Source organism: Paraclostridium bifermentans (assembly GCF_964259345.1).
GTDB lineage: Bacteria > Bacillota > Clostridia > Peptostreptococcales > Peptostreptococcaceae > Paraclostridium > Paraclostridium bifermentans_B.
Map to the genome: position 1 here is coordinate 161,398 of NZ_CAXVJR010000003.1, position 18,153 is coordinate 179,550.

The 18,153-nt window shown below is 27.9% G+C and carries 18 protein-coding genes; all 18 read left to right on the forward strand.

Annotated elements, in window-relative coordinates; genetic code table 11:
* The first annotated feature begins 2 nt into the window (after positions 1-2).
* The 18 genes from ACEXNK_RS07135 (at position 3) to ACEXNK_RS07220 (ending at position 18,148) form a co-directional block, all read left to right on the forward strand.
* Complete coding sequence (locus ACEXNK_RS07135; RefSeq protein WP_373598343.1) at positions 3-890, forward strand: polyprenyl synthetase family protein; 888 nt, start codon at positions 3-5, stop codon at positions 888-890.
* A gap of 9 nt (positions 891-899) precedes the next feature.
* Positions 900-1,337 (forward strand): divergent PAP2 family protein, encoded by a 438-nt coding sequence (locus ACEXNK_RS07140; RefSeq protein ID WP_373598342.1) that lies wholly within the window; start codon positions 900-902, stop codon positions 1,335-1,337.
* A gap of 43 nt (positions 1,338-1,380) precedes the next feature.
* Positions 1,381-3,243 carry a 1-deoxy-D-xylulose-5-phosphate synthase gene (dxs, locus tag ACEXNK_RS07145; RefSeq protein WP_373598341.1) on the forward strand — a complete coding sequence of 621 codons (1,863 nt, stop codon included), beginning with the start codon at positions 1,381-1,383 and terminating at the stop codon, positions 3,241-3,243.
* A gap of 13 nt (positions 3,244-3,256) precedes the next feature.
* On the forward strand, positions 3,257-4,066 hold the full coding sequence (locus ACEXNK_RS07150) for a TlyA family RNA methyltransferase (RefSeq protein WP_373598340.1): 810 nt from the start codon (positions 3,257-3,259) through the stop codon (positions 4,064-4,066).
* A gap of 19 nt (positions 4,067-4,085) precedes the next feature.
* On the forward strand, positions 4,086-5,771 hold the full coding sequence (gene recN / locus ACEXNK_RS07155; protein WP_373598339.1) for a DNA repair protein RecN: 1,686 nt from the start codon (positions 4,086-4,088) through the stop codon (positions 5,769-5,771).
* Positions 5,772-6,085: 314 nt separating this feature from the next.
* Complete coding sequence (locus ACEXNK_RS07160; protein WP_373598338.1) at positions 6,086-7,075, forward strand: SpoIVB peptidase S55 domain-containing protein; 990 nt, start codon at positions 6,086-6,088, stop codon at positions 7,073-7,075.
* A 106-nt stretch (positions 7,076-7,181) separates the two neighbouring features.
* Positions 7,182-8,009, forward strand: coding sequence for a sporulation transcription factor Spo0A (gene spo0A / locus ACEXNK_RS07165; RefSeq protein ID WP_038293803.1), 828 nt, complete (start codon positions 7,182-7,184; stop codon positions 8,007-8,009).
* A 90-nt stretch (positions 8,010-8,099) separates the two neighbouring features.
* Positions 8,100-9,302 (forward strand): CCA tRNA nucleotidyltransferase, encoded by a 1,203-nt coding sequence (locus tag ACEXNK_RS07170; protein ID WP_373598337.1) that lies wholly within the window; start codon positions 8,100-8,102, stop codon positions 9,300-9,302.
* Positions 9,303-9,390: 88 nt separating this feature from the next.
* Positions 9,391-10,512 (forward strand): putative cytokinetic ring protein SteA, encoded by a 1,122-nt coding sequence (gene steA / locus ACEXNK_RS07175; protein WP_373598336.1) that lies wholly within the window; start codon positions 9,391-9,393, stop codon positions 10,510-10,512.
* A 19-nt stretch (positions 10,513-10,531) separates the two neighbouring features.
* Positions 10,532-11,401, forward strand: a complete 870-nt coding sequence (locus ACEXNK_RS07180) for a copper transporter (RefSeq protein ID WP_373598335.1) — start codon at positions 10,532-10,534, stop codon at positions 11,399-11,401.
* A gap of 20 nt (positions 11,402-11,421) precedes the next feature.
* On the forward strand, positions 11,422-12,114 hold the full coding sequence (locus ACEXNK_RS07185) for a glycosyltransferase family 2 protein (protein WP_373598334.1): 693 nt from the start codon (positions 11,422-11,424) through the stop codon (positions 12,112-12,114).
* A gap of 5 nt (positions 12,115-12,119) precedes the next feature.
* Positions 12,120-12,944: a glycosyl transferase gene (locus ACEXNK_RS07190; protein WP_373598333.1), complete on the forward strand. Its 825-nt coding sequence runs from the start codon at positions 12,120-12,122 to the stop codon at positions 12,942-12,944.
* A 4-nt stretch (positions 12,945-12,948) separates the two neighbouring features.
* Positions 12,949-14,046: a DUF3866 family protein gene (locus ACEXNK_RS07195; protein ID WP_373598332.1), complete on the forward strand. Its 1,098-nt coding sequence runs from the start codon at positions 12,949-12,951 to the stop codon at positions 14,044-14,046.
* Complete coding sequence (locus ACEXNK_RS07200; protein WP_373598331.1) at positions 14,018-14,548, forward strand: NUDIX hydrolase; 531 nt, start codon at positions 14,018-14,020, stop codon at positions 14,546-14,548. Before ACEXNK_RS07195 ends, ACEXNK_RS07200 begins: the two co-directional genes overlap by 29 nt.
* A 65-nt stretch (positions 14,549-14,613) precedes the next feature.
* Positions 14,614-15,213, forward strand: coding sequence for a hypothetical protein (locus ACEXNK_RS07205; RefSeq protein WP_373598330.1), 600 nt, complete (start codon positions 14,614-14,616; stop codon positions 15,211-15,213).
* A gap of 17 nt (positions 15,214-15,230) precedes the next feature.
* Positions 15,231-16,112, forward strand: coding sequence for a tyrosine-type recombinase/integrase (locus ACEXNK_RS07210; protein ID WP_373598329.1), 882 nt, complete (start codon positions 15,231-15,233; stop codon positions 16,110-16,112).
* 23 nt (positions 16,113-16,135) lie between these two features.
* On the forward strand, positions 16,136-17,305 hold the full coding sequence (locus ACEXNK_RS07215) for a phosphopentomutase (RefSeq protein WP_373598328.1): 1,170 nt from the start codon (positions 16,136-16,138) through the stop codon (positions 17,303-17,305).
* A gap of 21 nt (positions 17,306-17,326) precedes the next feature.
* Positions 17,327-18,148, forward strand: a complete 822-nt coding sequence (locus ACEXNK_RS07220) for a purine-nucleoside phosphorylase (protein WP_373598327.1) — start codon at positions 17,327-17,329, stop codon at positions 18,146-18,148.
* The last annotated feature ends 5 nt before the right edge of the window (positions 18,149-18,153 follow it).

An 18,153-nucleotide genomic window follows, 5' to 3' on the forward strand; every position in this document is an offset into this window, starting at 1 on the left:
CTATGAATTTTAAAGATGATTTAAAGAGTAAAGTTGTCACTGTAGAAAATTTACTAAATGAATATATGCCAAAAGAAGAAGGGTATCAAAAAACTATATGTGAAGCTATGAATTATAGTTTAAAAGCTGGAGGTAAAAGATTAAGACCTATACTTACACTAGAAGCTTGCAAGATAGTTGGGGGAAATGAGAAAGATGTAATTCCATTTGCTGTAGCTATAGAAATGATACATACGTATTCTTTAATACATGATGATCTACCTGCACTTGATAATGATGATTTAAGAAGGGGAAGAGCTACTAATCATAAGGTTTATGGAGAAGCTATGGCTATACTTGCAGGAGATGGACTTTTAAATTATGCATATGAAATAATGCTTAGAGAATCTATAGGAAAAGAAAATTCAGAAAAATATTTAAGAGCTATAAATGAAATAGCTAAAGCATCAGGTATATATGGAATGATAGGTGGACAAGTTGTTGATATTGAAAGTGAAAATAAAAAAATAAATATAGATAAACTTGATTTTATACATATGAATAAAACAGCAGCTATAATGGTGGGATGTATGAGAGCTGGAGCTATAATTGGGGGAGCGGATGAAGTTCAACTAGAGAATATTACTAAATATGCTAAAAACATAGGTTTATCATTCCAGATAGTAGATGATATATTAGATATAGTTGGAGATGAATCTAAACTTGGTAAAAAAGTAGGTAGCGATATAGATAATGATAAATCTACATACCCATCATTGTTAGGTCTTGAGAAGTCAAAAGAAATAGCAAATGAATTAATACAAGAAGCTAAGCTAAGTATTAATAATGTTAATTCAAATAGCGAATTCTTAAATGGGTTAGCAGATTATATAGTTGATAGAGAGTACTAAGGAGGAGAAATGAGCTTTATTTCGGAGATTTTCAGCAACAAAGTGTTATGGATAAGTATATTTGCTTGTTTCTTGGCACAATTTTTTAAGATATTCACTGGAAAAGAAAAAAGAATTCAAATTTCAAGAATTTTTACTTCAGGTGGAATGCCAAGTTCTCATAGTTCTTTCGTAACATCACTATCTACATTAATTGGAATGGAGTATGGATTTGACTCTACTAACTTTGCAATAGTAGCAGTTTTTTCTATGATAATAATGTATGATGCATCAGGAGTTAGAAGAGCAGTGGGTAAACAAGCGGTTATTTTGAATCAGATAGTAGATGATTTACAACATAGAAAGCATATAGAACAAAAAAAATTAAAGGAATTAGTAGGACATACTCCTACAGAAGTTTTTTTTGGAGCGATTTTAGGAATTATTACAGCATTAATATTTAATTAAGAAGGTATTAATGAAAAATTACTTAGATAAAAGGTGAGAAAATATGTACAAATATTTAGATAATGTGAATTCTCCTGAAGATATAAAAAAAATGAGTAATAAAGAACTAGATTTACTAGCTAAAGACATAAGAAAATTTCTAGTTAGATCTGTATCAAATACAGGAGGACATTTGGCTTCTAACTTAGGGGTGGTTGAACTTACACTTGCTTTACATAAGGTATTTAATAGCCCTGAGGATAAGTTTATATGGGATGTAGGACATCAAGCTTATGTCCATAAAATAGTTACAGGTAGAAAAAATCAATTTGAAACATTAAGACAGTTTGAAGGTTTAAGTGGTTTTCCGAAAGAGATTGAAAGTGAGCATGATATATTCGATACAGGACATAGTAGCACTTCAATATCTGTTGGGTCTGGAATTGCATGTGCAAGAGATATAAAAGGTGAAGATTTCTCAGTTATATCTGTAATTGGAGATGGATCGATAACTGGAGGAATGGCATTAGAAGCTTTAAATCATTTAGGTGATATAAAAACTAATATGATAGTTATTTTAAATGATAATGAAATGTCTATAGATGAAAATGTTGGAGGTATGTCTAAGCACTTATCTTCTATAATAAGAAACTCTACTGTAAATAAAGTAAAAGATGAAATGGGAAAAATATTAAATTCTGCTCCAGGTGGAACTATACTATCTAAAACTGCTAGTAAAATGAAAGATAGTATAAAAAGTAAATTTTTATTGCAAGAATGTGCCTTTTTTGATTCTATAGGAGTAAAATATTTAGGACCTATAGATGGTCATAACATAGGAGAAATAACTAAAGCTTTAGAAAAAGCTAAGGAATATAACGGACCTATGCTTCTTCATGTAATAACAAAAAAAGGTAAAGGATATAGATTTGCAGAAGAGCAACCTCACAAATATCATGGAGTTTCAAAGTTTGATATAAAAACAGGTATAAAACCATCATCAAGCAAGAGTATATCTGCTGTTGTTGGAGAAAAGTTGATTGATTTAGCAACTAAGGATGATAGAGTTGTAGCTATAACAGCAGCAATGCCATCAGGAACAGGTTTAAACAAATTTAGTGAAATGTATCCAAATAGATATTATGATGTTGGTATAGCTGAGCAACATGCAGTTACATTTAGTTGTGGTTTAGCTAAAAATGGAATGAAACCATACTTTGCTGTATACTCATCATTCTTACAAAGAGCATACGATCAAATAATTCACGATATGGCAATAACTAAAAAGGATGTAACACTATTAATAGATAGAGCTGGATTAGTAGGAAATGATGGAGAAACACACCATGGAATACTTGATTTAAGTTACTTAAATACTATTCCTAATATGGTTGTAATGGCTCCAAAGGACACAAAAGAACTTGAATTAATGATGGATCTATCACTAGAAATAGAAGGACCTAAAGCTATTAGATATCCAAGAGGTGTTAGTTATTTCTTAGATAAAGGTGAATATAAACCTGTAAAGCTTGGTACTTATGAAATTTTAAATGAAGGACAAGATATAGCCATACTGGCTATAGGAAATATGGTTAAACAATCATTAGAAGCCATAGATATATTAAAGGATAAAAATATAAATCCAACACTTATTAATGCTAGATTTTTAAAACCTATTGATGAAAAATTAATAAATGATTTGTTAAAGAAGCATAAATATATTGTAACGGTTGAAGACAATATGGTTACAGGTGGATTTGGAAGTAGAATAAATAAGTATGTAATAGATAACAAGTATGATAATTATATTGTTAATATAGGAATAAATGATGAATTTGTACCACATGGAGATGTTAATGTATTATATGAAAAATGTGGGATTTCAAGTGGCTGTATAGCACAAAAAATTGAGGATTTATTAAAATAGAAAGGTAGTTTATATGAAAAAAAGAATAGATGTATTACTTGTAGAACAAGGATTTTTTGAAAGTAGAGAAAGAGCTAAAAAAGCTATAATGGCAGGACTAGTTTTTGTAGATAATCAAAGATGTGACAAAGCAGGGTCTGAAGTTAAAGAAGAATGCAATATTGAAGTAAAAGGAAATCCGATTCCTTATGTTAGTAGAGGTGGATTGAAGCTAGAAAAAGCAATGAAAAACTTTGATATAACTTTAGAAAATAAAGTATGTCTAGATATAGGGTCTTCAACAGGTGGATTTACGGATTGCATGCTTCAAAATGGAGCTAAAAAAGTATTTTCTATAGATGTAGGATATGGACAACTGGCTTGGAAACTGAGACAAGATGAAAGAGTAGTTTGCATGGAAAGAACTAATATAAGACATGTAACTATAGAGGATACTAAAGAGTTTGGTCAATTTGCATCAATAGATGTTTCGTTTATATCTTTAAAATTAGTTTTACCAAAAGCTAAAGAACTTTTAGAACCTAATGGACAAGTAGTAGCTTTGATAAAACCTCAATTTGAAGCAGGAAGAGAAAAAGTAGGTAAAAAAGGTGTTGTAAGAGAAAAATCTACTCACATCGAGGTTATAGAAAGAATATCTGACTTTGCAGCAGAATCAGGGTTTGCAATATTAGGATTAGATTATTCTCCTATAAAAGGGCCAGAAGGAAATATAGAATATTTAATTCATTTAAAAAACTCTAATGAAGGTTTTGTATATAATAAAGAAGAATTCAAGAAAACTATAGATACAGTTGTAGATAACTCACATAACTTAATGTAATAAAAGAGGGGGATTTAAAGTGATCCTTGAATTATATATGAAAAATTGTGCTTTAGTTGATGAACTAAGGTTAAACATAGATAAAAATTTAAACATATTAACAGGTGAAACAGGTTCAGGAAAATCTATAATAATAGGCGCCCTGGGCCTATGTTTAGGTGGTAAATATGATAGATCTTTTTTAAGAAAAGGCACAGAAAAGGGATTAGTAGAAGCTTTATTTGAAGTTAATAATAATAAGTTAAAGCTAAAGTTATTAGAAAATGGAATTGATATAGATGAAGATAATCAAATAATAATAAGTAGAGAAATTTTTGATGATGGAAAAAGCATATCAAGAATCAATGGTAGAAGTGTTAAAGTAGCTTTTTTAAAAGATATCTCAGCTTACTTAATAGATATACACGGTCAGCATCAAAATCAAGTGTTGTTTAATAAAGATACACATATAGACTTCTTGGACTTATTTGGAGAAGAGAATCTGATAGAGCCGAAATTAGATTATGAAAAGACATATAACGAGTACAATGAAGTAAAAAAAGCATTGAATGTATTAACTGAAAATAAAGATGATATGCAAATTCAAAGAGAAATAGATTTGATTAAATTTCAAATAAATGAGATTGAATCAGCAAACTTAAATCATGATGAATATGAAGATCTTTTAAAACAGAGAGAAGTATATAGAAATGGAGAAAAAATATATACTAACTTAAATAATGCATACTCAAATCTATATGATGGATCTATAAATTCAGTAGATCTTATATCTAAATCATTAGGAGAATTAAATTCTATAGCAAAATATGATGATAGATTGAATGAATATAATGAAAATATAGAAAGAATAATGTATGAGCTTCAAGATATATCAAGAGATATAAGAAATTATAAAGAAGGTATAGATTTTTCTCCATATGAACTAGAACAAATAGAGCAGAGGGTAGACGAAATAAACACCCTAAGAAGAAAATATGGAGATACAATAGATGAAATTTTAGAATATAAAGATAATATATCTAAAAGATTAGATGAAATTTTAAATAGAGATGAAAAAGTTGAAGAGTTGAAATTAAAGCTAAAAAAAATAGAATCAGTTTTAGAAAATAAAGCTATTCAGCTAACAGAAAGTAGAAAAAAAGTAGCTAAAGATCTACAAGAAAAACTTTTATATGAGCTAAAAAGTTTAAATATGAAAAACGTAGTATTTGAAGTTGCTTTTAATAAATCTACATTTAATGTAAAAGGACAAGATGATATAGAGTTTATGATTTCTTTTAACTTAGGAGAAGATATAAAACCTATTTATAAAGTTGCATCTGGTGGAGAAATGTCTAGATTTATGTTAGCATTTAAAACTATACTAGCGGATATAGATGAAATAGACACATTAGTATTTGATGAGATAGATACTGGTATAAGTGGTATTGCAGCTCAAATAGTAGGAGAAAAACTATCTGTAATAGCAAAGAAAAAACAAATACTTTGTATAACTCACTTACCACAAATTGCAGCTAATGCAGACACTCATTATTGCATAGAAAAGAAAACATCTATAGATAGAACATTCACTGTAATAAATAAGCTAGATGATGAAGAGAGAAAAGATGAAATAGCTAGACTTATAGCAGGAAGCAATATAACTGAAAAAACTATGGAACATGCTAGTGAAATTATAGAACTTGCTAAAAAGGCACCTAATTAGGTGCCTTTTTTACGCTTAAGGAATTTATGTTTACCGAATATCTGTTAATAACTTATAGAATAGAGTTATATAAACACTTTGCTGAAAGTAAAAAAAGATACTTTTGATCAACGGACGAAGTCGTTTGAGTAACGGGACACGAGTTTACCGAGTGGACGTTGACGACATGAAATTTGAGCGACAGGAGCGAAGCGACTTTTTTAGTTTAAAAAAATGACCTTGTGATAGTAAAAAGATATATATACATTGGATAAAAAATAGAAAATATGGAACTATATGTATATAAAAATATAAAAAGAAAGAAGTGTTTATATTTGAAAAAAAATAATAAAATATTATTTATAGTATTATTCTTATGTATAATCTTTTTTAGTATTACAAATATAGTAAAAACTATAGATAAAGAAAAAAAATATCTTATGCCATTAGGAAATATAGTTGGTATAAGAGCAGATACAGATGGTGTTTTAGTTTTAGGAAATGAAAATGATACAGGTTATATTGATGGAATAAATCCAGGGGATAATATAATTAGCATTGAAGGTGAAAAAGTATATAACAGTAAAGATGTAAATAATATTATAAGCAATAATAAAGAAAATAAATATGTAAGAGTTTTAATAGAAAGAGATGGTAAAGAGTTAGAAAAAGAAGTTATGGTAAATAAAATAAATGACGAATATAGATTAGGATTATGGATTAGAGATAAAATTTCTGGAATAGGAACTATGACATTTTATGATCCTCAAAATAAAACTTTTGCTGCATTAGGACATGCAATAAAAGACAAAGATACTGAAGAATTAATAAAAATAAAAAGTGGGAATATATATAAATCATATGGAATTGAAATTGAAAAAGGGACTTATGGAAAAGTTGGAAGTATAAAATCTAATTTTGATGTAGGTACACAGATAGGAGATTTTACTAAAAATGATGAATTTGGAATAAATGGAAATTTAAATGAATATGATATTGGTGTAAAACATAAAATGCTAGAAATGGGTGGTAAAAAAAGTGTTAAATATGGTCCAGCCACTATATTATTTCAAAATAAAGATGGAATAATAAGGGAGTATGATATTTGCATAAATAAAATTGATAGAAAAAACAAAGAAGATGGGAAAGATATGGTGATTGAGGTAGTAGATGATGAATTAATAAATTATACAGGGGGGATTATACAAGGAATGAGTGGGGCCCCTATAATACAAGATGATAAAATAATAGGTGCAGTTACTCATGTTTTTGTAGATAATCCTAAAATAGGATATGGAATTTTTATAGATAAGATGATAATATAAGTATATGCATAAAAATAAAAATAAACAGAAGGAATATAAATATTAAATGTCGAATAGATTAATTAGTGAAAAAATAAAGATAATATTAAAATAAATTATAAATTCTATGGGGGGAAATTTAATGAACGAAAAAATAAAAATAGTTTTAGCAGATGATAACAGAGATTTTTGTCAAGTATTAAGAGAGTATTTATCTAATGAGGATGACATAGAGATATTAGGAATTGCGAAAGATGGAATTGAGGCATTAGACTTAGTTTCTAGAACACAACCAGATGTATTAGTTTTAGATGTTATAATGCCACATTTAGATGGGTTAGGGGTAATAGAAAAATTAAACTCTATGAACTTAGCAAAAATGCCTAAAATCATAGTTTTATCTGCTGTAGGGCAAGATAAAATAACACAAAGTGCTATAAATTTAGGAGCTGACTATTATATAGTAAAACCTTTTGACTTTGTCATATTTATAAATAGAATAAGAGGATTAGTTTCTAATAAAAATACAGTTGTAGAATCTAAATCTAGAGGAAGTATGGATATAAAGATGACTAAAACTGATTTTGTGAAAAATGTAGGAAATATAGAAACTGAAATAACTAATATAATACATGAAATAGGAGTACCTGCGCATATAAAAGGATATTTATATTTAAGAGAAGCTATAAAAATGGTTATAGATAATGTAGAATTATTAGGAGCTGTTACAAAGGAATTATACCCAAGTATAGCTAAAAAGTTTAATACAACTCCAAGTAGAGTAGAAAGAGCTATAAGACATGCAATAGAGGTTGCATGGAGCAGAGGAAAAGTTGATACAATAAATCAATTATTTGGTTATACAGTTCATAATACTAAAGGAAAACCAACTAACTCTGAGTTTATAGCTATGATAGCGGATAAATTAAGATTAGAACACAGTATGGTTAAATAAAATAAAAATAAAGTCTTCATTAAATGAAGGCTTTATTTTTTTGTGTAAATGTGTAAAATAAGTAATAGTTAATTTTAAGAGGTGAATATTATGAAAATAAAGATACCAAAAGATGTAGAAGAAATTATTGATAATATATATATATATGGATTTGAGGCATATATTGTTGGAGGATGTGTCAGAGACTCTATAATTGGGCAAAAACCAAATGATTATGATATTACAACTAGTGCAAAACCAAATGAAATTATGGATATATTTAAAAATGAAAAAATAATTGAAACGGGAATAAAGCATGGAACAATAACGCTTATTAAAAATCATGAAGAATATGAAATTACTACGTACAGGATAGATGGAGAATATAAGGATAATAGAAGACCTGAAGAGGTAGAATTTACAAAAAATATAATTGAAGATTTAAAAAGAAGAGATTTTACAATAAATGCTATAGCTTATAATGAAAAAATGGGCGTTGTAGATGAATTTAGAGGAATTGATGATATAAAAAGTAAAATAATAAAAACGGTTGGTAATTCTGATGAAAGGTTTAATGAGGATGCTTTAAGAATAATAAGAGCGGTTAGATTTAGCTGTAAGCTAGATTTTTCTATAGAGGAACAAACTTTAAAAAGTATATATAAAAATATAAATTTAATAAAAAATGTAAGTGCAGAAAGAATACAAGAAGAGTTCAATAAAATATTAATTAGCAATAATGTAGAAAAAATATATATACTTTATGATGCAGGAATGTTCAAAGTTTTAGGTATAAATAACATTAAAATAGAAAAAGATGAATTAATAAAGATTAACAAGTCTAAAAAAGAATTAGTTATAAGATTAGCTGAATTTATATATACTATGGGAAATGTTTCAGAAGGAGAAAAATTAATTGAAAAACTTAAGTATTCTAATAAAATAAAACAGCAATGTAAGAATATTTTAAATTTCATAGATAAATCTATTTCTTTAGATAAGATTTGTATAAAAAAATATTTAAATAAACTTGGGAAAGAAAACTTAATAAATATATTGTATATAAAAAAAATAATTATGAATGATTTTACAAATAGTATGTATATTGAATTTCTTGAACTAATAAATGAAATAGAAACTAAAGAGGAGTGTTACTCTATAGATAAGTTAGCTATAGATGGCAATGATTTAAAGGCATTGGGCTATACAGGAAAAGATATAGGGGAAAAACTAAATCAATTATTAGAGGTGGTAATCAAAAACCCAGAAATGAACAATAATTTAAAATTAATTGAGATTATTAAGAACGCATAAATCGCTTTCAATTTTAATTATTTAAATTGTTGTAAAATAATGCTATAATGTAATGTGATTTCAAAAACGAAAAATGGAGGTTTAAAGTATGAGAGTCGAAGCCCCTATTAAGGTAGACAGGAAAACTAAAAGGCTTGCGAAGCGACTTACTGGAGGAGAAATAGCAGTCATCAATCATAAAGATATAGATGAAGTTGCTGCAAACTCGTTAGTAGAGGGAAAGATAAAGCTTGTTATAAATGCGTCTGAGTCTATAAGTGGTAGATACCCAAATAAGGGACCTGGAATACTTGTAGATAAAAATATACTTATTGTAGATAATGTAGGAGAAGAGTTATTTAACAACTTACAAGAAGGTCAAATAATAGAAGTAGTAGATGGGAAGATATATAGAGACGGAAATTTTTTAGGAGAAGGTGAAGTTCTAGATAAAGTAGCCGTAGAAAACAAGATAAAGTTAGCATATGAAAATTTATCAGTAGAATTAGATAGATTTATAGATAATACTATAGATTATGCTAAAAAAGAAAAGGGATTCATACTAGGTGAGGTAGAAATTCCAAAAGTGAATACGGATTATAAAAATAGACACGTATTAATAGTTGTAAGAGGACAAGATTATAAGCAGGACTTAAGCACAATAATATCTTACATAGAAGAAATGAAACCTATACTAGTAGGAGTAGACGGAGGAGCAGATGCTCTTTTAGAATTTGGATATACTCCCGATGTTATAGTTGGAGACATGGATAGTGTAAGTGACGAGGCATTAAAGAAGGCGAAAGAAATAGTTGTACATGCGTATACGGATGGTAGAGCACCAGGATTAAAAAGAGTTCAAGATCTAGGACTAGAAGCCATAACATTTCCAGCACCAGGAACTAGTGAGGATATAGCTATGCTTACAGCTTATGAATATAAAGCAGAGTTAATAGTAGCTGTAGGAACTCATTCAAATATGATAGATTTCTTAGAAAAAGGTAGACCAGGAATGGCAAGTACATTTTTAGTTAGACTAAAAATAGGATCAAAACTTATAGATGCAAAAGGTGTTAACTTATTGTACAGAAGTAAACTTAAATTAAAATACATATGGGCATTAATAGCAACTGCATTATTCCCAGTATTAATACTTGCATCATTCTCTCCAAGTGTTAAACAATTTATGCACTTAATGGAGTTGAAAATTAAACTATTACTACAGATGTAATTAATTGAGGAGGATTAACATGCATATAAATATGAAATATTATATAGTAACGATAGGTGCTATATTTATTGCATTAGGCATAGGAATGTTAGTAGGTTTTAACTTAAACTATGACCAAGAACTTAGCAAGCAACAAGCTGCAATAATAAGTGATTTAGATGAAAAATTTGAACAAATAAAGAAAACTAATAATGACTTAGAAGGTAAATTAGAAATAAAAGAAGATGAGTACAATAAATTAGCTCAATATGTAAATGATAATTATACAAAATTAATAAGTGGTGAGCTTCAAGGTAAAAACATAGGTATCATTTCAACTAGAGAAACTTACGATTATAATGAAGATATATCAAAAACTATATTAGAAGCTAATGGATCTGTAGCATTTGACATAGTTTTAAAAGAAGGTATAACTGATAAAGACAAGATAAAAGAACTTTCAAGCTCTCAAGGTGTAGAACTTAAAACAAGTAAAGATGTTATAAATTACATAGTTGATTCATTAAAAGATGTAAATGCAATTGGAAAATTACAAGAATTAGAAAAATTAGATATGATAAAAATAAACTCTATATCAGAAAATTATGTAGATTATACTCAAGTAGTTTTAACTTTAGGTAGTGAAAATGAAACTTCAGAAAACTTTAATAATGTTGATAAGAACTTATTAAATAAATTAAAAGACGAGGATAAATATATAATAGCAACTCAAAAGAGTGATGTAAAAGCTTCTGCTATAGATATGTATAAAAAAGATAAAATACCTACTATAAACAATTCAGAGCAGGGATTAGGAAAAATAGCTTTAGTATATTCACTTAAAGACTCTGTGGAAAAAGGTAACTTTGGAGTAGGAGATAAAGTAGACGCTCAAATACCGTTTAATTAAAAATAAAAGGAGATGTAATTATGAATCCTTATGTTAGTATAATAATACCAGCGTATAATGAAGAGCAAAAAATAAAAGATACCTTACTAGGTATAGTAAATATAGAAGAAATAAATGAAATAATAGTAGTTGATGATGGATCTAGTGACAAAACTACAGAAGTAGCTAAATCAGTAAAAGACGATAAAATAAAAGTTTTTAAATTAGATAAAAATAGAGGAAAAGGGTATGCTCTAAACTATGGACTAGATATAGCTATGAAAAATGCAGATATAATAGGATTTTTAGATGGAGATTTAGGAAAAACATCTAGTGAGACTATAAAACTTATAAAGCCAGTAATAAACAATGAAACAGATGTAACTATAGCTAAGTTTCCACCTGCCAAGAAAAAAGGTGGTATGGGGTTTGTAAAAAGACTTGCTAAAGAATCTGTATTCGAAATGACTGGAGTAGAATTAGATGCGACTATATCAGGACAAAGAATATTTAAAAAAGAAGTTTTAGAAAAATTTGATGAAATACCTTATGGATATGGTGTTGAGGTTGGTATGACTATAGACATATTAAAACATGGATATTCTATTAAAGAGATTTTAGTTAATATGACACATAGTGAAACTGGAAGAGATTTAAAAGGATTTATTCATAGAGGTAAACAATATTATCATATAAAGAAAATAGCCAATAAGAAGAGAAAAGAATGGAGGTAGTGTTATTGAATAGATTAATATTATATATAGTAATGCTACTAGTAGGTATGTTGGTTACATACACTGTTATTCCATTTTTTAGAAATATGTTAGTTTCAAGTAATGTAATAAGACCTAACTATAAAAAAGATATGATTCCAGTTAGTATGGGATTAGTATTTTTACCTACAATAGTTATAAATGCAATTATATTAGTATACTTTACACAAAATAATAAAGACTTATTATATGTGTTTATGTATGTATTTGGATTAATAGCTATGTGTTTAGTTGGGGTATTAGACGATATAATTGGAAATAGAGATGTAAGTGGACTTAAAGGACACTTTAAGAGCTTATTTAAAGGGACTCTTACAACAGGTGGATTTAAAGCTTTATTTGGTGGGTTTGTAGGTCTTACTATATCTGTTGCAATATCGAAAAATATTGTAGATATAGTGATAAATACACTTATAATAGCTTTATCTACAAATCTAATGAATTTATTAGACTTAAGACCTGGAAGAGCTATAAAAGTATATTTAGTAATAGCTTTAACCTTACTTTTTACATTGATAGGATATCCAAAAGGATTAATACTTATATTACTTCCAAGTGTTTTAGTTTATTTTAAAGAGGATATAAAAGCTAAAGCTATGATGGGTGATACAGGTTCAAATGTATTAGGAATATCAATAGGAATCCTTATAGCTATTGGATACGCTAGACCTATAAGATTAGGATGGTTAGCATTTTTAATTTTCATCCATATATTAACGGAAAAATATTCTTTAACTAAGATAATAGAAAATAATAAAGTTTTAAACTTTATAGATAAACTAGGAAGGTAATATTATGATAAGTAAAAGAGTTGGATTAGTAGAATCTATAAAAAGTAAATCAGAAAACTTAGAAGAAATAACTGTAAAAATAGGAGAAGAAGTAGCTAAGGCTTATAACTATCCTAAAATGACTGGAAATGTAGAAGTTGGAGATGAAGTGCTATTAAATACTACTGCAGTAGAATTAAGTCTTGGAACTGGTGGATATCACTTTGTTATAATGAATTTAAATAAAATGGAGTCTAAAATGACTCCTGGTGGACATATAATGAAATTAAGATATACTCCAATGCAGGTTAAAGTTGACTCAGTTGAAGAACAAGATAGTAATTTACATGATAAAATAAATGAATTTAAAAGCTTAGAAAAGCTACCTGTAGTAGTAGGTACATTACACAGTATGCTTACGCCATTTGTAGCTTCATATAAAAGACATAATCCAAATAAGAAATTAGTATATATAATGACAGATGGAGCTGCATTACCTATATATTTAAGTAAGAATGTGGAAAACTTAAAAGAGAAAAAACTTATAGATGAAACTATTACAATTGGAAATGCACTTGGAGGAGACTACGAATGTATAAATATATATTCAGCGTTAATAACAGCTAAAGAAGTTTTAAATGCTGATGCAGTATTTGTAAGTATGGGACCTGGGATTGCAGGAACAGGTACAAAATATGGATTCACAGGAATAGAACAAGGACCAATATTAGATGCAGTTAAAAAATTAGGTGGAACTCCTATAGCTATACCTAGAATGAGTTTTGCTGATAAAAGAGATAGACATGTAGGAATAAGTCATCACAGCATAACTGTTTTAAAAGAAATTGTAAATGTAGAAGTTAATATACCTATAGGCATAAAAGATGAAGAAAAGTTAAAATATATACAAAATCAAATAAAAGAGAATAATTTAGATGAAAAACATAATATAGTATATATTAAACCTGGGAATACTTCTGACGATTTAAATCATTATGGATTAAAAGTTAGAAGTATGGGTAGAAACTATGAACAAGATAGTGAATTATTTGATGCTGCTAGTAATGCGGCGTATTACTTAATGGAGGTTTGTTATGATAATAGAGGAACAAACAATAAGTAGTGACAGGATATATACAGGAAAAGTTATAAGTTTAAAAGTTGATACAGTTGAAGTTCCGCAAAAGGGATATCAAAAAAGAGAAATAATAGAACATCCTGGAGCAGTAGGAATAGTTGCAATAACGAGTGATAATAAAGTTGTTTTAGTTAAGCAATATAGAAAAGCGATAGAAAAATCTATATGGGAAATACCTGCAGGAAAGCTAGAACAAGGTGAAAGTCCAAAAGATTGTGCAATAAGAGAATTAAAAGAAGAAACTGGATATACAGCAAATAATATAAAGTTAATACATAAATTTTACACATCAGCAGGTTTTTCTAATCAAAAAATGTATATATATTTAGCAACTGACTTAGAAGCAGGAGAGGCTAGCTTAGATGAAGGTGAGTTTTTAGATATGTATGAAATTGATGTAGAAGATGCTTATGAAATGGTTAATAAAAATGAAATAGAAGATGCAAAAACATCTATAGGACTTTTGCTTGCAAAAGAACTTTTATAATTAGTAATAACCTCCTCTTATCTTGCATAAAAATTATGTAAGTACAAAAGAGGGGGTTGTAATTTTTGAGAAGAATAAACAAGAAAAACACGTTAGATAAACTTAGTAAAGAGATAATACTTATATCTAGTATATTTATATTATTTGTAATTATAGGATCGCTTTTAAATAAGATTTTTCCTCAATACACAGATATTATAAATGAAAATATAGCTTATACTGCAAATTATTATGAAGGTAATCTGAGTATAAGTGATGTAGTTTTGTCAAATTTCAAACAAGACTTTTTAATATTATTTTTAATGACTATATGTACATCAAGTATAATATTGTCTCCGGTAGCACTAGTTATATTTTTGGTAAAGGGATTATCAATAGGGTATACGATAAATAGTTTTATAATAGCTATGAAATTTGGCTCAATAAAGTTGATATTTATAACTTTAATAAAGTTTTTGATATTACTTCCTGGAATGATAGTTTTAGCACTTATATCAATTAAATATTTTAGTGAGATAATAGGTGAAATAAAGAAAAAAAATAAAATTAATTATAAATATTTTATAAAAAGATATTTAATAAATTCATCTATAATAATAACTATAACAATTTTAGGGCAAGCTATTTTAAATACTATATATGTAGCTACTTTACAAATATTTTAAAATTAAAGGATTATGATATGCAACTAGTAAATGAATATATAAAATATATAAAGTCTGTAAGAAAGCTAACTGATAATACAGTTAGCTCATACTATAATGATATAAAAAAATATGTAACATATATAGAAAATAAAAATATTAACTTATTAGATTCTACAGAAAATGATATAATAGGGTATATAATAGAATTAGAAAGATTAGATGTATCTGCATCGACGATTTCTAGAAGTATATCATCTATTAAATCTTTTTATGAATATCTATTTTTAAATAGATATATAGATGTTAATATATCTAAAAATATAAAAAAACCTAAGGTTGAAAAAAAGGAAGTAGATATTTTGACAGAAGAGGAAATAGAAGCGTTACTTGATATAAAAAAGCCATATAATACAAAAGAAATTAGAGACAAAGCTATACTTGAAGTTTTATATGGGACAGGTATTAAAGTAACTGAGTTAATAGATTTAGATATAGATGATATAAATATAGAGTTTGATTATATTTGTTGTAATTCAGGTAAAAATCCTAGAGTTATACCTTTGTCAGAAACTACAAGCAAATATTTAGATGAGTACCTTAAAAACTCAAGAAATGAGATATTAAAAGGTAACTATCAGGAAAAGGCTTTATTTATAAGTTCTAATGCAACAAGGTTTACAAGGCAAGGTCTTTGGAAACTTATAAAAAAACATGCCAAAAGGGCTAATATAAATAAAAACATAAATCCAAGTATGCTTAGAAACTCGTTTGCAATACACCTTTTAAATAAAGGAGCAAACATTGCTGTAGTTAGTAAAATATTAGGAAACTCTAATTTATCTAGCTTACAAACTTATCTAAACTTTGTAGATAAGAATATAAGACAAGAATTAAAGGAAAAACATCCGAGAAAATAAGTTAACATGTAGGAGGAAAGTTTATGAGCAGAGTTATATGGATGATAATTGACAGTGTTGGAATAGGAGCTCTTCCTGATTCTGAAAAGTTTGGAGATATAGATGTAAATACATTAGGGAATATAGTAAAAAAATATAAAGATATAAAACTTCCTAATATGATAAATATGGGATTAAGTAATATAGATGGGATAGATTCATTAAACAGTATTGAAAGTCCTATAGGGGCATTTGGAAGAGCTAGTGAAGTATCTAAAGGAAAAGATACAACTACAGGACATTGGGAAATGACAGGAGTATTAGTAGAAACTCCTTTTAAAACTTATGAAAATGGATTCCCTAAAGAAATAATAGATGAATTTGAAAGAAGAACAAATAGAAAAGTTATAGGAAATAAGCCAGCATCAGGAACAGCTATATTAGATGAATTAGGTGAACAACAAATGAAAACTGGGGAAGTTATAGTATATACTTCTGCAGATAGTGTTTTCCAAATTGCAGCACATGAAGAAATAATACCTTTAGAAGAATTATATAAAATGTGCGAAATAGCAAGAGAAATAATGATGGGTGATAATGCGGTAGCTAGAATAATAGCTAGACCATTTATAGGTCAACCAGGAGCATTTGAAAGAACTTCAAATAGAAGAGACTACTCATTAAGTCCATTTGAAGATACTGTTTTAGACACTATAAAAAAATCTGATTTAGATGTTATTGGAGTAGGTAAAATAGAAGATATATTCAATAAGCAAGGTATAACAGAGGCTATCCATACTAAAGATAATATGGATGGTGTTGATCAAACTATAAATTATATTAAAAAAGAAAATAAAGGTTTAATATTTACAAACTTAGTTGATTTTGACTCTAAATATGGACATAGAAGAGATGTTGAAGGATATAAAAATGCATTAGAGGAGTTTGATGCTAGAATACCTGAAATAATAGATAACATGAAAGACGATGATATCTTAATTATTAACTCAGACCATGGAAATGATCCGACTTACAAAGGAACAGATCATACTAGAGAATATATACCTATACTAGTTTATGGTAAGAATGTAGTTAATGGATTAAACTTAGGAACTAGAAAAACTTTTGCTGATATAGGTGCAACAGTTGCTGATATATTAAATGTAGATCTACCTAAAAATGGTACAAGTTTCAAAAATGAAATAATGAAATAATCGATTATATGGAGGATTAGTATGGGAAGCTTATATGAAAAAATACAAGAAAGTAAGAACTATATACAATCTAAAATAAAAAAATCTCCAGAAATAGGCCTTATTCTAGGTTCAGGATTAGGTGTATTAGGAGATGAAATTGAAAATCCTGTAAAAATAAAATATAATGAAATACCTAACTTTCCTGTTTCAACAGTAGAGGGACATAGTGGACAACTAGTTATAGGAGAATTGCAAGGCAAAATTGTAATAGCTATGCAAGGTCGTTTTCATTTTTATGAAGGATACTCAATGGAGTCAGTAACATTTCCTGTTAGAGTAATGAAAGAGTTAGGAGTTAAAACTCTTATAGTAACTAATGCAGCTGGAGGAGCTAATAAAGACTTTAATCCTGGCGATTTAATGATTATAAAAGATCATATAAACTTTAGTGGACATCATCCATTAATAGGACCTAACGATAATAGATTAGGAGTGAGGTTCCCTGATATGTCTACTGCATATACACCAAAATATAGAGATTTAGCAAAAGAATGTGCTAAGGAGTTAGGGATAGATGTTAAAGAAGGAGTATACACTTTCTTTAGTGGACCTACATATGAAACTCCAGCAGAAGTAAAATTAGCCCAAATATTAGGATCTGATGCGGTTGGAATGTCAACGGTTCCTGAAGTTATAGTAGCTAGACATTCAAATTTAGATGTTATAGGTATATCTTGTATAACTAATATGGCTGCAGGAATACTAAATCAACCTTTAAATCATGAAGAAGTTATAGAAACGACACAAAAAGTTAAATCAGAATTTTTAAGCTTAGTTAAATCAATAGTAAGCAAATTATAAGTTGA

Coding starts and splice junctions, on each gene's coding strand:
- ACEXNK_RS07195 (WP_373598332.1), top strand. CDS start 12,949: ATGATAAGTAAAAGAGTTGGATTAGTAGAATCTATAAAAAGTAAATCA.
- steA (WP_373598336.1), top strand. CDS start 9,391: ATGAGAGTCGAAGCCCCTATTAAGGTAGACAGGAAAACTAAAAGGCTT.
- ACEXNK_RS07180 (WP_373598335.1), top strand. CDS start 10,532: ATGCATATAAATATGAAATATTATATAGTAACGATAGGTGCTATATTT.
- ACEXNK_RS07220 (WP_373598327.1), top strand. CDS start 17,327: ATGGGAAGCTTATATGAAAAAATACAAGAAAGTAAGAACTATATACAA.
- ACEXNK_RS07135 (WP_373598343.1), top strand. CDS start 3: ATGAATTTTAAAGATGATTTAAAGAGTAAAGTTGTCACTGTAGAAAAT.
- ACEXNK_RS07140 (WP_373598342.1), top strand. CDS start 900: ATGAGCTTTATTTCGGAGATTTTCAGCAACAAAGTGTTATGGATAAGT.
- ACEXNK_RS07170 (WP_373598337.1), top strand. CDS start 8,100: ATGAAAATAAAGATACCAAAAGATGTAGAAGAAATTATTGATAATATA.
- spo0A (WP_038293803.1), top strand. CDS start 7,182: ATGGGGGGAAATTTAATGAACGAAAAAATAAAAATAGTTTTAGCAGAT.
- ACEXNK_RS07150 (WP_373598340.1), top strand. CDS start 3,257: ATGAAAAAAAGAATAGATGTATTACTTGTAGAACAAGGATTTTTTGAA.
- ACEXNK_RS07215 (WP_373598328.1), top strand. CDS start 16,136: ATGAGCAGAGTTATATGGATGATAATTGACAGTGTTGGAATAGGAGCT.
- ACEXNK_RS07200 (WP_373598331.1), top strand. CDS start 14,018: ATGATAATAGAGGAACAAACAATAAGTAGTGACAGGATATATACAGGA.
- dxs (WP_373598341.1), top strand. CDS start 1,381: ATGTACAAATATTTAGATAATGTGAATTCTCCTGAAGATATAAAAAAA.
- ACEXNK_RS07185 (WP_373598334.1), top strand. CDS start 11,422: ATGAATCCTTATGTTAGTATAATAATACCAGCGTATAATGAAGAGCAA.
- ACEXNK_RS07210 (WP_373598329.1), top strand. CDS start 15,231: ATGCAACTAGTAAATGAATATATAAAATATATAAAGTCTGTAAGAAAG.